The organism is Desulfitobacterium hafniense DCB-2 (assembly GCF_000021925.1).
In the GTDB taxonomy this organism is placed as follows: domain Bacteria; phylum Bacillota; class Desulfitobacteriia; order Desulfitobacteriales; family Desulfitobacteriaceae; genus Desulfitobacterium; species Desulfitobacterium hafniense.
Window position 1 is genome coordinate 3,437,252 of sequence record NC_011830.1, and the last position, 13,039, is coordinate 3,450,290.

The window sequence follows — 13,039 nt, forward strand, 5'->3', positions numbered from 1 at the left end:
TTTATAATTCAACATTCTCCTAAATACTCCTCTAAATTATCCATATATTTGAAAGGCCGACAAACAAACAGCCCCAAACTCAGTTTTAACCATGGAAAAAGCCGTAGAACACTAAAATTCTAGGGCTTTTCTCCTTTACTTAAATTCTGTTAGAAAACTTCATTGTGAATGTCCATTTGTTTTCCTCCTGAACTGATTCTATCAATAAACTACAATTCTTTATTTTTCCTTTTGGTCAAAATAATTGCTTTGAATGATTAAATCAGAAAGGGTCAGTCCTTTTATGGCATGATCCTCAAGTTCCTTGCTGGTACCGACAAAGGTTCCGTCGGCCAAAACGGCGTAATCTCTTTGGGTCGTGAGCAGATTGCGGCCCTGTGCCGTCCCTGCGTACTTTTCTTCTTCTATGCCCATCAAATAGGCGACCGTTGGCAGAACATCGATCTGCCCCCCTGTGGTCTCAATAACCTTGGGGCCCATGTCTTTTTTGTAGATAATTAAGGGTACCTTGCGATCGTTTTCCATCCACCAATCTTCCTGAGGCTGGATACCGGCAAGCTCATCATTGTAATATTTATGAATCCCCTCATGATCGCCATAGATCACAATCACAGTGTTGTCCAAAAGTCCTTTTTGATCAAGGGATTCTATAAACATGCCGATCTGCTTATCTACGTAACGGATGCTCTGGAAATACCCCCCCAATTTTGTTCGGTCAAGCTGTGGCTCAATTTCCAGTTCACGATACTCTTGAGGCAGATCAAAGGGGCCGTGACTGGTCATGGTAATAATAAAATCATAGAAAGGCTGCTCAGATTGCTCAAGGATAGGAAGCATTTGCCGGAGATAGCTCCCGTCACTTAATCCCAGACCGATTTTCTCATCCATACCAAAATCCGTAATATCCAACGTATTGGCGAAACCCATGGCGCTTAAAGCCTGAACCCAATTCCAATAACCGGCATTATCGGGATGGCTGGCTTGGGTAGTGTATCCTTTTTCAGCAAGCAGCTTAGGCAGGGAATTATACTCGTTGAGCGGATATCTGAAAAAGGTGCTCCCCCGCCTTACCGGATATACGGAGGCATTAGTCAGGAGCTCAGCATCAGAAGTGGTTCCATTCCATACCTGCTCATAGAAATTGGGGAAATAGATGCTGTCCTGCACAAGCCGGTTCAGCGTCGGAGTTATTTCCTGGCCATTGTAGCTTTGATTAATGACAAAATTTTCTAAGGATTCCACCTGTAAGAGGATAAGGTTTTGCCCCGCAAATATTCCTTGATACTGATCAGCAGGTGAATCTTCCTGATGCTGCACATACCAATTTTCGATCTCTTCCTCCTGTTCAGGAGTCAGCTCAATGACCTGATTTTCCTTAAAATAAACATAGCCCTCATAGAAATGATAGCCCACAGGTGATAAATTCCTCATCGTATCGGTGGGAGTCCAGCAGATACGGAAAACAATCTGGTTTTGTCCATTCTCCACCCGGTCATAGCGATAATGAGCTGAATAAATGAACCCCACAGCAAGTACACAGATAAGCAGGAACCAGGGGATTTGCCGTCTGATTTCCTTTCCTGACTCTCTCTTCACGATAAGCAAGAGAAGGCCCAATAAGCAATCGATGAAAAAAAGAGCATCGGTTAAATAAATCAGAGATACAATTGAACCGCCCAGGTCTTCAAGATTGGCCAATTGGGCAATGAGATGAAGGGTAAGGAAATCACCATATCCTCGGTAATAAACTAAATCAGCGAACAACAAAAAGGCCAGAATCGCGCTGAAGACCCAGGTTACCCAGAGACGGCTTCTTCCCTTGAAAAGCAACGGGACGGAAAAGAATAAGAGGGTAAAGCAAAGAGCAATAACGCTGGACACTGCGTAATTATTCACAAAATAAAATTCCCAGGAGTTGTTCCAGGATGTGGTCAATCCCATAAAAGCAATAACTTTAATATAGCCAATAATAAAGGATCCCCACCAAAAAGGATCCGGTACAAGGTCTATAATTGGGCGGAGGTTTCTCTTGATGGATTCGTATTGAAGAACGGGCATTGCATCACCTATAATAAACTTTATTGTGTAAACATATCTTAAAAACATTGTAATGAAAATGTAAAGACAGTTAACATTATAGCATACCCTCCCGGTCAGTTAAAATTGGCTCTCGTCCAGATATCAAATCCTACCGCCCTCTCCCAGCCGATTATTAGCAATACCGTACTATTTTGCTTTGGCCAGGCAGGTGCCAATCTTGCCCCGCAACGCCTAAAAATCGACTCTCTTCGTCACCTTAAAGAGATCTACGTACCCATCTTCATTCAGCTGTACAATTCCTTCGCCATTCTTCTCTTGACTGGTTCCATCCTTTGCTCTTTTCTCGACTTCTACCGTGTAGTAATATTGTCTGCCCTGGTCTTTCTTAATCTGAATATCTTTCACATAGAACCGGCACTCTTCTTCCCAGGCCAGCTGGTCAAATTTGCTTATATATCTGTTTTTAAGCAACCCCTGCCAGGCAGCTTCCGTGCAGTATCTTTTATACTTTGCGAGATAGGGTTTAAATAATTCCTCAAAGTCCTCCGGGTCCATTGTCAGTATTCCTGTTTTTGTTGGCATTAATTCCCTTACTTCCTGCAAATACTGGTTTTGCTTTTCACGGAGTTCCTGATAATCTTTCGTGTTTTCAACCTGATAAAGCTCCAGAAGGAGCCCCTCAATATTCCTTACACCTATTGACTTATTTGGTTGGTAACCGGCTAAAAGAAGAATTATAAGTGATAAAGTTATAAACACTATTGCTTTTTTCATATTTTTTCTCCTTTTTTCTACAGCAATAAACACAAAGAGAGCCCCACATAGAGCTCTCTTCACATCTCATGCACTTTAATTGCTTAGCAGCTTCCGCCACAGCCGCCGCAGCTGCTGCCGCAGCCTTGACCGCCAAAATCTTTCGCCAAGCGGATTTCAAAACCACTGCCTTCTTCATTCTCCACAAAATCGATGAAAGCATCTTCAAGATACTCGGAAAGAGAGCTGGCTGTAATAACGGATACCCCATGTTCTTCATCCAGAACATCCAGTTCGGTTTTGGCATCCTCCAAGGTCATCCCAAAACTTGGGCCACCGCAGCCAAATCCCGCCAGGTAAAGACGAAGATAGCACTTCTCCTTATTCTGTGTCTTCTGCACTTCCTTAACTTTCTGAGCCGCAAGCTCTGAAATCTTAACCATATTCACAACCTCCTTATGATCGCTGGGGACGAACTTCCTTATTATACGCTTTTAAGCTTTGTGCTTGTAGATTGCGGATTAAGCCATGTATAATACAGCTCCATTATGTCTTAAGTTAATTATAGCATTTCTAACCAGCAAAGGGAAAGGATGTTTTAAAGATACCCTTTACATAAAAACGAACTTCGGATAATCAGCCATCCGAAGTTCGTTGCCGAAATTACTCAACTTATTTCATATATTCCACCATATTATTATCTTTGAGCACCACATCATGGGAACCGCCTTCCACAATGCTGGTCGCCGAAACCAGAGTAATTCTCGCTTTTTCCTGCAGATCAGAGATCGCTAGAACGCCGCAGTTGCACATAGTGGAGCGAACCTTATTTAAGGAGAGGGTTACATTGTCTTTTAAACTGCCGGCATATGGCACATAAGAATCGACGCCTTCCTCAAAGGAAAGTTTTTTATCTCCGCCCATGTCGTAACGCTCCCAGTTTCTGGCCCGGTTAGAGCCTTCACCCCAGTATTCCTTCATATAGCTGCCATTAATGTTGACTTTATTGGTCGGGCTTTCATCAAAGCGGGCAAAGTACCGTCCCAACATAATGAAGTCGGCCCCCATAGCCAGAGCCAAAGTCATATGATAGTCATGAACAATTCCGCCATCGGAGCAGATCGGGACATAGATCCCTGTCTCTGCAAAATACTCATCCCGGGCTTTGGCCACTTCAATCACGGCTGTGGCTTGCCCGCGGCCAATTCCTTTTTGCTCCCGGGTTATACAAATAGAACCGCCGCCAATGCCGACTTTAACGAAATCAGCCCCAGCCTTGGCCAGGAAGAGGAAGCCCTCCCGATCCACCACATTGCCGGCACCCACTTTAACCTGATCGCCGTAATGCTCACGTACCCAGTCGATGGTTATTTTCTGCCATTCTGTAAAGCCTTCCGAGGAATCAATACACAAAACATCCGCTCCGGCATTGACTAAAGCGGGAATGCGCTCAGCATAATCCCGGGTATTGATCCCGGCACCAACCACATAGCGTTTGGAGGCATCCAAAAGCTCATTTTCATTCTCTTTGTTGGAATCATAGTCTTTGCGGAAAACCATGGTTTTCAAACGCTGGTCTTTGTCGATGAGAGGCAAAGAGTTCAATTTGTGTTCCCAAATAATATCATTGGCTTCTTTAAGGGTGGTCTTTTCATCAGCACAGATCAGATCCTCGAATTTGGTCATAAATTCCCCGACTTTGGTATCGGTGGACATCCGGCTCACCCGGTAATCGCGGCTGGTTACAAGACCTACTAATTTGCCATTGGCAGTGCCGTCATCGGTGACAGCAACTGTTGAATGGCCTGTTTTTTCTTTTAAAGCTAAAATATCTGCCAAAGTATCCTCCGGCTTCACATTGGAATCGCTGATGACAAAGCCGGCCTTATGGTTCTTTACCCGGGATACCATTTGGGCTTGATTTTCTATGGTCTGGGAGCCATAAATAAAGGCAATCCCTCCCTCTTTCGCCAAGGCGATAGCCATTTTATCATCGGAGACGGATTGCATGATAGCCGAGACAAGGGGAATATTCATGATGATGGAGGATTGTTCCCCTTTTTTGAACTTAACTACCGGTGTTTTCAAACTTACATTGGCAGGTACACAAGCGGTAGAGGAATATCCTGGGACCAAGAGGTATTCTCCAAAAGTCCGTGAAGGTTCGTCAAAAAATAATGCCATTTCTATCACTCCTGATTCGTAAAACATTTATCTTTTATCTTATCATTGTCAACTGCATAAAAACAAGTACTTTTTCGAAAAAATATCATTATCCCTGCAGCAACCTGAGCAGTATTTCTTCAAAAAGCTGGTCTTCAACAGGAGTTCGTTTGCTGGGACCTTTAGTTCTTCCTCCTGAGCGGCGGTATTTGGCCTTTAGCTCTCTTTCTTCCAATAAATTAGCTATTGATTCAGGGCGGTATTCCTTACCGGTTGGACTCAAGGCTCTGGCTCCTTTGCCCAATACCATGGCTGCCAGACCGATATCCTGGGTCACGATAATATCCCCCGCTTCACTCAGATTCACTACTTTAAGATCCGTTTCCTGGGGGGCGTTGCCGACGACAATATGATGATCCGAGGCAATCTCGTGGTTAAAACTAGCCACCGTCCACACGGGGATACCATATTGACGGCCCTTTTTCAGGCAGATCTGCAGAACAGCTTTCGGGCAGGCATCGCCATCGATCAGAATCTTCATGGTTTGAGCATTCCTCTTTCAATAGACCTCTGAATCAATCTTTCGATATATACATAGAGTTGGGGGACTTTTTCCTTGGCTATCTCAGTGCGCTTTAATACTTTTTCACTGGTGATTCCAGGTCTTTGCCAAGTATGACCCTCTGTATTGTAATTCAGTAATAAGGGCTGGAAACGGTCCAAAGTCGCTGCAAAAGCCGCTTCCTTGGTTTCCATCTCTTCAAACTCCTGCCAAAGGCTCATCATCCTTTGCGCCTGATCCTCGGGAAGCATATTAAATAAGCGGTCTGCCGCCTCCTGCTCCCTTTCTGCCTTATCTTCATACCCTTTCTCATCATAACAATAAGTATCTCCGGCATAAATCTCCACCAGGTCATGAATCAGCACCATGCTGATCACTTTGGCGATATCGATGGTCTGATCCTCGGCATATTCGGAGAGAATCATCGCCATCACCGCTAAATGCCAGGAATGTTCCGCATCATTCTCCTGGCGCCTGCTGCCGGTGGTAATGCTCTGCCGGGTTATATCCTTTAAGGCGTCGATGGCTACTATGAAATCCAGCTGCCTTTCCATTCTTTCGCTGATCATTGCCTGCATCTCCTTAATCTTCCAGGGGTGTTGAAAAACAGGACCTGTCCCCTTGATTCACATAGTCTATGGGGTCCTTGATACCTGCTTCAGCAAATCCCTTGAGTCTTAAGGTACAGCTGTCACAGGTTCCGCAGGCCTTTTCGCCGCCGCGGTAACAGCTTGTGGTGTGATGCAGGGGAGCGCCATTCTCCGCAGCTAATTGGATGGTTTCCCCTTTGGAAAGATAAAGCAGCGGCGCTTTGATGGCAATGGTTTGGCCGCTCACCCCTGCTTTCGTCCCTACGTCCACAACCTTCTGGAAAGCCTGCAAAAATTCCGGCCGGCAATCCGGATAGCCGCTGTAATCCACGGAACTGATACCGATAAAGATGGCCTCGGCTCCGATAACCTCTCCATAACCTAAGGCATAGCTTAAAAAAAGAATATTGCGGGCGGGAACGTAGGTCACGGGGATTTGGCCATCCTCTGTGTAATCAGGAACCTGAATGGAGGCATCCGTTAAGGCACTGCCTCCCACATGTTCAATCTTAATGAGCCGATGCTCTTTGACCTTATAGTATTGGGCGACCGCTTTGGCTGCCTCCAATTCCCGTTGATGCCTTTGTCCATAATCAAAGGATAAAGGATACAACTCATACCCGGCCTTATGGGCAACGCTCATACAGGTCGTGCTGTCCAAGCCGCCTGAAAGCAATACTACCGCTTTTTTCATGACTGAGCTCCTTCTCTCCTTATAATTCAAGTGGCTTTTAAGATCAGGTGGTCTTTAAGCCATCATCCAATTTTGGCCTGTCTTTTCTGAACAGAATCAGGGACCAAATATAACCCCCGAACACCTTGGCAAAAAATTGCCCAAACACAGCATAGGGAATAAACATCCCGAAGGCCAAGGTCGGAAAAGCGATGGAATCCACCGCCGCAGAAACAACATTGGAACTGTTGACTTTGACAAAGCGGGGATGCTTCCTTAAGGCCTGGTAAACGGCAGTGTCCGTAATACCGGTAAGCAAAAAAGCGATAAACGAGGCCACGGCGATGGGCCCGGCATTGCGATTGATAAACCAGGACAGTAAAGCACCGGTTCCCACCAAAAGAAGCATTTTCGGCCAGAGATGCTTGCGGCTCCATTGCTCATGGAGCTTATCCCGGGCGACTAAGTCAAACGCAATCAGCAAAAATGCATTAATCGGTGTTGAGATCGGGCCAAAATAGGTTACCGACAAATTAGCTGCTACATTGGCCGCCAAATATGCTAGTACAATGAGCATGATACCCACTCCTCCATTTTTCTATCAAACTATTATAAACCCTATGTCAATCCACGGGCAATATCCAGATCTACTTATCAAAAAGCCCGCCTTTTTTATGGCTCTTGATCCCGCCGCGGGCTTGCCCTAACTTAGCAGCAGCCTTATTGGGTCCGCCTTGCTGAGCACTTTTTTTCTTCTTCTCTTCGATGAGCTTTTTCATTAGCTCTATATTTTTATCCATTGCCATATACCTCCGGTTTTTTTGCTCCATTACTCTTAGGGGGCTTTACGACCCGCAATCTCCTCGGCAAGTTCACTGAGATAGGTCCAGCGCTCCAGAGATTCTTCCAGCTGCTTCTCCAAGTCTTCTTTTGCTTTCATCAGCTCATTCAATTTACCGTAATTGCTTCCCTCTTCCGCCATGTCTTGATCCACTTGTTCCAATTGACCCTCAAGACCGGCAATTCTGTCTTCAATCTGTTCATACTCCCGTTGCTCTTTATAGCTCATTTTCACCGGGCGCTCTTTTGGCTTGGCCTGATGCCCGGCAGCCTCAGCTTCACCCAGCCTCGAGTTTTGGCCGTTCAGCTTCTGCGTCTTAGAGAGGGCTTCTCTTGAGGACTGCTCCTCCGCAATCCGCCTGGCCAGCTGTTCCCTATAGTCTGTATAGTTCCCAATGGCGAAATGGATTCTTCCTTGGCCCTCAAAGGCCAGAATTTGATCTACCACCCTATCCAGGAAAAAGCGGTCATGGGATACCGTGATCACCACTCCGGGAAAATCCTCCAAATAATCTTCAAGAATACTAAGGGTTTGAATATCCAGATCATTGGTCGGCTCATCCAGCAGCAGCACATTAGGGGAGCTCATCAAAACCTGCAGCAGATAAAGTCTCCGCTTCTCTCCTCCGGAGAGCTTTTCAACGGGAGTCCATTGCTGGGCAGGAGTGAAAAGGAAGCGTTCCAGCATTTGCGAGGCCGTCAGGACCCCTCCATCAGAAGTTGGAATCACTTCCGCCACGGCTTTAATCACATCGATCACTTTAGTCTGTGGTTCAAACTCCCGGTATTCCTGAGCAAAGTACCCCAGCTTTACTGTGGGCCCCCATTCGATCTCTCCGGCATCGGCTGGCATCCGCCCAGCCAAAATATTTAACAGGGTTGACTTGCCGCTGCCATTGGGGCCAATGATCCCGATTCGATCATATTTAGCCAGGATGATGCTGAAATCATCAATAACCGTCCCTGAGCCGGGATATGATTTACGCAGATGAGAACACTGGATGACCTTTTTTCCCAACCGGGCTGCTCCTGCAGAAACTTCCACTTTCCCGGTCTTCTCTTCAGGCTGATCAGCTTGAAGCTGTTCAAACCGATCAATGCGTGCTTTTTGCTTGGTGGTGCGTGCTTTAGCTCCCCGGCGAATCCAGGCCAGCTCATTGCGCAGGATATTTTGCCGTTTCCTTTCTGTGGCTTCCTCCTGCTCATCCCGCTCTGCCTTTAATTCTAAAAAACGGCTGTAATTACCTGGATATGCATAAAGTTTTCCCCGATCCAGTTCAAAAATTCGATTCGCCACCCGATCAAGAAAATAGCGATCATGAGTGACCATCAAAAGAGCACCCTTAAGCTTATGCAAGTAATTCTCCAACCAATCCACCATCTCATTATCGATATGGTTGGTAGGTTCGTCCAGAATCAATACATTTGAAGGCTGAATCAGTGCACCGGCTAAAGCCACCCGTTTACGCTGTCCTCCGGACAGTGTCCCGACAGGAATATCAAACTGGGTTATCCCCAGCTTAGTGAGAACGGCTTTAGCCTCACTCTCGATTTGCCAGGCATTGTGGCTGTCCATCTTCTGGCCTAGCTGGAGCAGGGTATTTTGGTAACTTTCGCTGTTGGGATCTTGATTCAGCCGTTCCAGGGCCGTTTCATAGTCCCTAAGCAGCTTCATGAGCGGGGAATTGCCTTTAAAAACCTGCTGCAATACCGTAGCCTCGGGATCGAAGTCGGGCTCTTGGGGAAGATATTCCAACTGCAGCTCATTATTGGTCGTGATCTGCCCTTGATCCGGCTGCTCCAAGCCGGCCAGAATCTTCAGCAAGGTGGATTTCCCTGTTCCGTTGACCCCGATAATACCAATTTTTTGACCTTCCTCTATGCCTAAGGAAATATCCTGGAATAAAGGCTTAATTCCATAACTCTTGGTTAGGGACTCAGCAGTTAACAGATTCATTTTGATTCCCCTTATAGTTTAATAATATAAATAGGCAGCAGATATACCGAGCCATGTTTTATACACACTAACTTTAAGTATATCATTTCTATGAGCTCCAGTGAACTGCAAATCCATAAGCCATATTTAAACCGGATCACAGATTAATTCTATTGATGCCAGACATTGACTGAGATGTTTGAGGAATACGCGAAAAAAGCAGACCGGCTCCGTTATAGGGAGTCGATCTACTCTAACAATAATCTTTCAAACTATGATTAGCTATGTCGATGTTTTCACAGCACGAGAAGAAATATATAAATCCTTGCCATCATATTTTTGCTGAATTGTCTCTACGAAATTGTCCGGTTCAATTTCTACAACCGACACTGAAATCGAGTCAGGTGGAAAATTGAGTTCCCTTACCATCAAGTCTTTCAGCTTGTTGGCAATCTCCAGCTTGGTATCACGATCCCGTCCGGGATAAAGATTAACTGCGATATGGGGCATAATACATCCTCCTTTTTAAGTTACGGTAGTTAATGAAAACAACATTTGCACCTTTCTCAATTAAGGCATCACGACAAATCCGGTGGGGATGGGTCGTTCGCCAAAAATATTGCTGACCTTATTCAATACCTTGCCATCATAAACCATCTCCACCATGGAGCCGCCACTCAGATTAACCGCTTCTACGGCACCATACTCTAAAAAGAGATTCTCCATATCTTTTAGGGTTGCCCCGATACTCCAATCAGGATCACGTCCATCGATCACCATAAAAATAAGGGTCCCATCTGCACGCTGGCCGATTCCGGCACGAGGGGCAATCCCCCAGCCGCCGTCCCCGGGGACGGCAGGCTTCCCCTCCCTGACTAAGGTCGTCCCATTATCAGCTAAAGGTGGGGAAAATCCTACCCCTTCCTGAATATTCTTTTCTTTAATCTCCTGAACATTCATAGGTCCAGTAATTAGTTTACCTTCGGCATCAAGACCAATGAACTCGACTGCTTGATCCCCGGCATTATTGTAAACGACTTCCCCGTTCTGCACCGTAATGCCGTCGGGAAAGACTTCATTACCCTCCTCAAGGGAAAGGTAAATCCCGCCGGCATTGATGCCGGCGATGGCACCTGAACGGCTTACCATATCCGTGAGTTTTTCTTCAACTGTGCCGATTTCCTCAGTAACGGCTAATGTAACCCGCTTAGGATCGCTGATGAGCATGACTTTTCCTTTGATATTAAAACCGTGGAGATTCTGGCTTTCGATATCTTTAATGACAATTCCGGAGCTATCATAAACAAGGGTTCCTCCTTCAATATGCGTTCTGACCTGAGTTGCCGCCCCGGAGGCAAAGGAAAAACCCATCAGCTCCTGCAACTTTTCAGGGCTTTCGGCATAATTTCTGACATCCTCACCAACCGTATAATCCGCCCATTCACGACCATTGATAAAGCCTACTTCACGCTGGCCATCAGTTAATGTAGCGCGAATACCTCCGGCATTATCAACCAGGGCCAGCAGGATCAGGGCATTTTGGCGAAAAGGATTGTCTTGTCTGGCTTCTTCCGTATCATACTGCTTAAGTACCTCGGAAGAAACTGAGTAAACAAGTTCAATGTCGTAAGGCTGCTCACCGGTGTGCAGCTTAAAGTGATCGTACTGCACACCCTCCGGTACAGGCAACAAACCAATCAGTCGGCCAACAGCGGAATTATCACCCACATAGTTTGTACGCTCTCTCCAGAGGGCTTCGGCAGGGCTCAGTTCCCCGGTTGCAGCTTCACTATGAGCTCCGCCAAAGGTACCCGCTATAGCGACAGCGGCAATCAGCAGCACCGCAACTACGGTGATCCCCAGCATGCGCGGTTGCTGGGCGATCCGTTTGATGCGCTCGGTTATTTCTCCCTTACCTCCTGTCATGGTGGTGGCACAGTAGAACAGATCCGCAGGCTTTGGCGATGCAGTCATCATCTCGATGAGAGTTTTGCCGTAAGCCATGCGGTTTTTTTCACCCAGTACACGAAGGGTTCCCTCATCACAGGCCAGCTCGCTGTCTTGGCGGGATAGCACCACAGCAAGCCACACTAATGGATTGAACCAATGAATACAAAGACATAAAACGCGCACAAGAGACCAAATGTGGTCACCATGTCGGTAATGAGTCAACTCATGGGCAATCACATGGGTTATTCTCTGTTCATCGGCGAGACTGGGAGGTGTCAGGTAGATAGAAGGTTTCCACAATCCGTACAAACAGGGAGACGGCAAATCCTCGGTGACATAGACAGCCAGCGGGCAAGAGGCATTATGTACTCGCTGCCGGCTTCGTCTGAGCTTTCGGCTCAGGCGAACATTGGCCATGACAAAAACCCCGCCGCTGGCCAAAATTCCGCCCAACCAGAGATAAGTTGCCATCGCTCCGTAGTCTGTCTTATGAGCTGCAGCATTGGTGACGGTATTGTTATTTTGAGCTGTCTGAATTCCGATTGGCTCTATTCCCTTCACAGGATTAACTGGATTAATTGGATTGGCAGGATCAGCTGGAACAGCTGGATTAGATGAAGTAGCTAGAGTAGCTGGGTTAGGTATGGTAGTCGGAACAACAGTAACAAAGCCACCGGGCTGTTTGGGCAAAGCGTTCAGCACACTGATGGGGCTTTCAAACAAGGAAAAGGGCAGAAGCAGCCGGATCGCCACAAGCAGCCACAGCGCATATTGCAGCCGGGAGGAAATCCGGCCACGCAGCAGCTGCCGCAGAGCGACAACAATAAGTATCAGAACGGAAGAGGTCATCACTGTTTCAATCATTTTTATCCTCCGCCCCCTGCAAAATGGCGTACAGCTCGTTGATCTCCTCTTTGGAAAGCTGCTTTTTCCGTACTAAGGTGCTCATCATCATGCTTGCCGAGCCTGCAAAGGCCCGTTCAAGCAAGGAACGTGCCTCAGCCACCGCAACATCATCCCGTGCCACATTGGGGTAATATTGCTTGGCCCGCCCTACCACTTCAAAGCGAATAACACCTTTTTCAGTCATGCGTTCCAGCATGGTCTGCACTGTACTGCGACTCCAGCCCGGATCATCCTTTAATTCATGGCAGAGCTGCACATAGGTGCGGGGTGCCAGCTCCCACAGTTTCTCCATGATATACCACTCACTTTTGCCAAGGGCATTATTTGCCGTTACCATTACGACCCTCCCCTCCCATTGCACGACTTATGTCGTTCATTAAAAATACTATAGCCTTTCACACGACACATGTCAAGCAATCAAAGCAAAAATACCCTCCAAGCAATTCTCTTTATATTTTTCTGTTTTAGGGTTATAATAGGAATAGCAAAAGCGGCGATGGATTAACATCTCAGCCGGTATGCCAGCTTAGTCCGCAGATGCGGTCATATGGGATTGACCTAAAAAATAGCCTTTGTCCTTGCCAGGGGGGCTATTTTTAGTTATCTTAACGACTGGCTTAGGTATT

Annotated in this window: 13 protein-coding genes; all 13 read right to left on the reverse strand. The window is 46.5% G+C overall.

From position 1 onward, the window contains the following. Window positions 1-219: 219 nt before the first annotated feature. The 13 genes from DHAF_RS16040 to DHAF_RS16100 all read right to left on the reverse strand — a co-directional run bounded on the left by DHAF_RS16040 (window position 220) and on the right by DHAF_RS16100 (window position 12,750). Window positions 220-2,058 (reverse strand): LTA synthase family protein, encoded by a 1,839-nt coding sequence (locus tag DHAF_RS16040; RefSeq protein ID WP_015944474.1) that lies wholly within the window; start codon window positions 2,056-2,058, stop codon window positions 220-222. 213 nt (window positions 2,059-2,271) lie between these two features. Beyond that, on the reverse strand, window positions 2,272-2,814 hold the full coding sequence (locus DHAF_RS16045) for a hypothetical protein (RefSeq protein WP_015944475.1): 543 nt from the start codon (window positions 2,812-2,814) through the stop codon (window positions 2,272-2,274). 83 nt (window positions 2,815-2,897) lie between these two features. Then, window positions 2,898-3,236 (reverse strand): HesB/IscA family protein, encoded by a 339-nt coding sequence (locus DHAF_RS16050; protein WP_005812671.1) that lies wholly within the window; start codon window positions 3,234-3,236, stop codon window positions 2,898-2,900. Window positions 3,237-3,465: 229 nt separating this feature from the next. Then, window positions 3,466-4,977 carry an IMP dehydrogenase gene (locus DHAF_RS16055; protein ID WP_015944476.1) on the reverse strand — a complete coding sequence of 504 codons (1,512 nt, stop codon included), beginning with the start codon at window positions 4,975-4,977 and terminating at the stop codon, window positions 3,466-3,468. Window positions 4,978-5,065: 88 nt separating this feature from the next. Continuing rightward, complete coding sequence (locus tag DHAF_RS16060) at window positions 5,066-5,497, reverse strand: YaiI/YqxD family protein (RefSeq protein ID WP_005812675.1); 432 nt, start codon at window positions 5,495-5,497, stop codon at window positions 5,066-5,068. After that, a complete protein-coding gene (locus DHAF_RS16065; RefSeq protein WP_015944477.1) occupies window positions 5,494-6,087 on the reverse strand; it encodes an HD domain-containing protein in 594 nt (197 codons plus the stop codon). Before DHAF_RS16065 ends, DHAF_RS16060 begins: the two co-directional genes overlap by 4 nt. Window positions 6,088-6,100: 13 nt before the next feature. Beyond that, entirely contained in the window at window positions 6,101-6,802 is a 702-nt protein-coding gene (gene queC, locus DHAF_RS16070; protein ID WP_005812679.1) for a 7-cyano-7-deazaguanine synthase QueC, read from the reverse strand. A gap of 43 nt (window positions 6,803-6,845) precedes the next feature. Then, a complete protein-coding gene (locus DHAF_RS16075; protein ID WP_005812681.1) occupies window positions 6,846-7,358 on the reverse strand; it encodes a VUT family protein in 513 nt (170 codons plus the stop codon). Window positions 7,359-7,428: 70 nt separating this feature from the next. Then, window positions 7,429-7,581 (reverse strand): hypothetical protein, encoded by a 153-nt coding sequence (locus DHAF_RS26125; protein WP_015944478.1) that lies wholly within the window; start codon window positions 7,579-7,581, stop codon window positions 7,429-7,431. Window positions 7,582-7,616: 35 nt separating this feature from the next. Continuing rightward, window positions 7,617-9,578, reverse strand: coding sequence for an ABC-F family ATP-binding cassette domain-containing protein (locus DHAF_RS16085; protein WP_015944479.1), 1,962 nt, complete (start codon window positions 9,576-9,578; stop codon window positions 7,617-7,619). Window positions 9,579-9,839: 261 nt separating this feature from the next. Beyond that, window positions 9,840-10,067: a tautomerase family protein gene (locus DHAF_RS16090; RefSeq protein WP_005812687.1), complete on the reverse strand. Its 228-nt coding sequence runs from the start codon at window positions 10,065-10,067 to the stop codon at window positions 9,840-9,842. A 60-nt stretch (window positions 10,068-10,127) separates the two neighbouring features. Then, a complete protein-coding gene (locus tag DHAF_RS16095; protein WP_005812689.1) occupies window positions 10,128-12,371 on the reverse strand; it encodes a M56 family metallopeptidase in 2,244 nt (747 codons plus the stop codon). After that, the gene (locus DHAF_RS16100; RefSeq protein ID WP_005812691.1) at window positions 12,364-12,750 is read right to left on the reverse strand and encodes a BlaI/MecI/CopY family transcriptional regulator; all 387 of its coding nucleotides are present in this window, start codon (window positions 12,748-12,750) and stop codon (window positions 12,364-12,366) included. The genes DHAF_RS16095 and DHAF_RS16100 overlap by 8 nt, the downstream gene beginning before the upstream one ends. Window positions 12,751-13,039 lie beyond the last annotated feature (289 nt).

What these genes read in the sequence shown, in the direction of transcription:
- DHAF_RS16040 (WP_015944474.1), bottom strand. Translation starts at nt 2,058, where the DNA reads ATGCCCGTTCTTCAATACGAATCCATCAAGAGAAACCTCCGCCCAATT.
- DHAF_RS16045 (WP_015944475.1), bottom strand. Translation starts at nt 2,814, where the DNA reads ATGAAAAAAGCAATAGTGTTTATAACTTTATCACTTATAATTCTTCTT.
- DHAF_RS16050 (WP_005812671.1), bottom strand. Translation starts at nt 3,236, where the DNA reads ATGGTTAAGATTTCAGAGCTTGCGGCTCAGAAAGTTAAGGAAGTGCAG.
- DHAF_RS16055 (WP_015944476.1), bottom strand. Translation starts at nt 4,977, where the DNA reads ATGGCATTATTTTTTGACGAACCTTCACGGACTTTTGGAGAATACCTC.
- DHAF_RS16060 (WP_005812675.1), bottom strand. Translation starts at nt 5,497, where the DNA reads ATGAAGATTCTGATCGATGGCGATGCCTGCCCGAAAGCTGTTCTGCAG.
- DHAF_RS16065 (WP_015944477.1), bottom strand. Translation starts at nt 6,087, where the DNA reads ATGATCAGCGAAAGAATGGAAAGGCAGCTGGATTTCATAGTAGCCATC.
- queC (WP_005812679.1), bottom strand. Translation starts at nt 6,802, where the DNA reads ATGAAAAAAGCGGTAGTATTGCTTTCAGGCGGCTTGGACAGCACGACC.
- DHAF_RS16075 (WP_005812681.1), bottom strand. Translation starts at nt 7,358, where the DNA reads ATGCTCATTGTACTAGCATATTTGGCGGCCAATGTAGCAGCTAATTTG.
- DHAF_RS26125 (WP_015944478.1), bottom strand. Translation starts at nt 7,581, where the DNA reads ATGGATAAAAATATAGAGCTAATGAAAAAGCTCATCGAAGAGAAGAAG.
- DHAF_RS16085 (WP_015944479.1), bottom strand. Translation starts at nt 9,578, where the DNA reads ATGAATCTGTTAACTGCTGAGTCCCTAACCAAGAGTTATGGAATTAAG.
- DHAF_RS16090 (WP_005812687.1), bottom strand. Translation starts at nt 10,067, where the DNA reads ATGCCCCATATCGCAGTTAATCTTTATCCCGGACGGGATCGTGATACC.
- DHAF_RS16095 (WP_005812689.1), bottom strand. Translation starts at nt 12,371, where the DNA reads ATGATTGAAACAGTGATGACCTCTTCCGTTCTGATACTTATTGTTGTC.
- DHAF_RS16100 (WP_005812691.1), bottom strand. Translation starts at nt 12,750, where the DNA reads ATGGTAACGGCAAATAATGCCCTTGGCAAAAGTGAGTGGTATATCATG.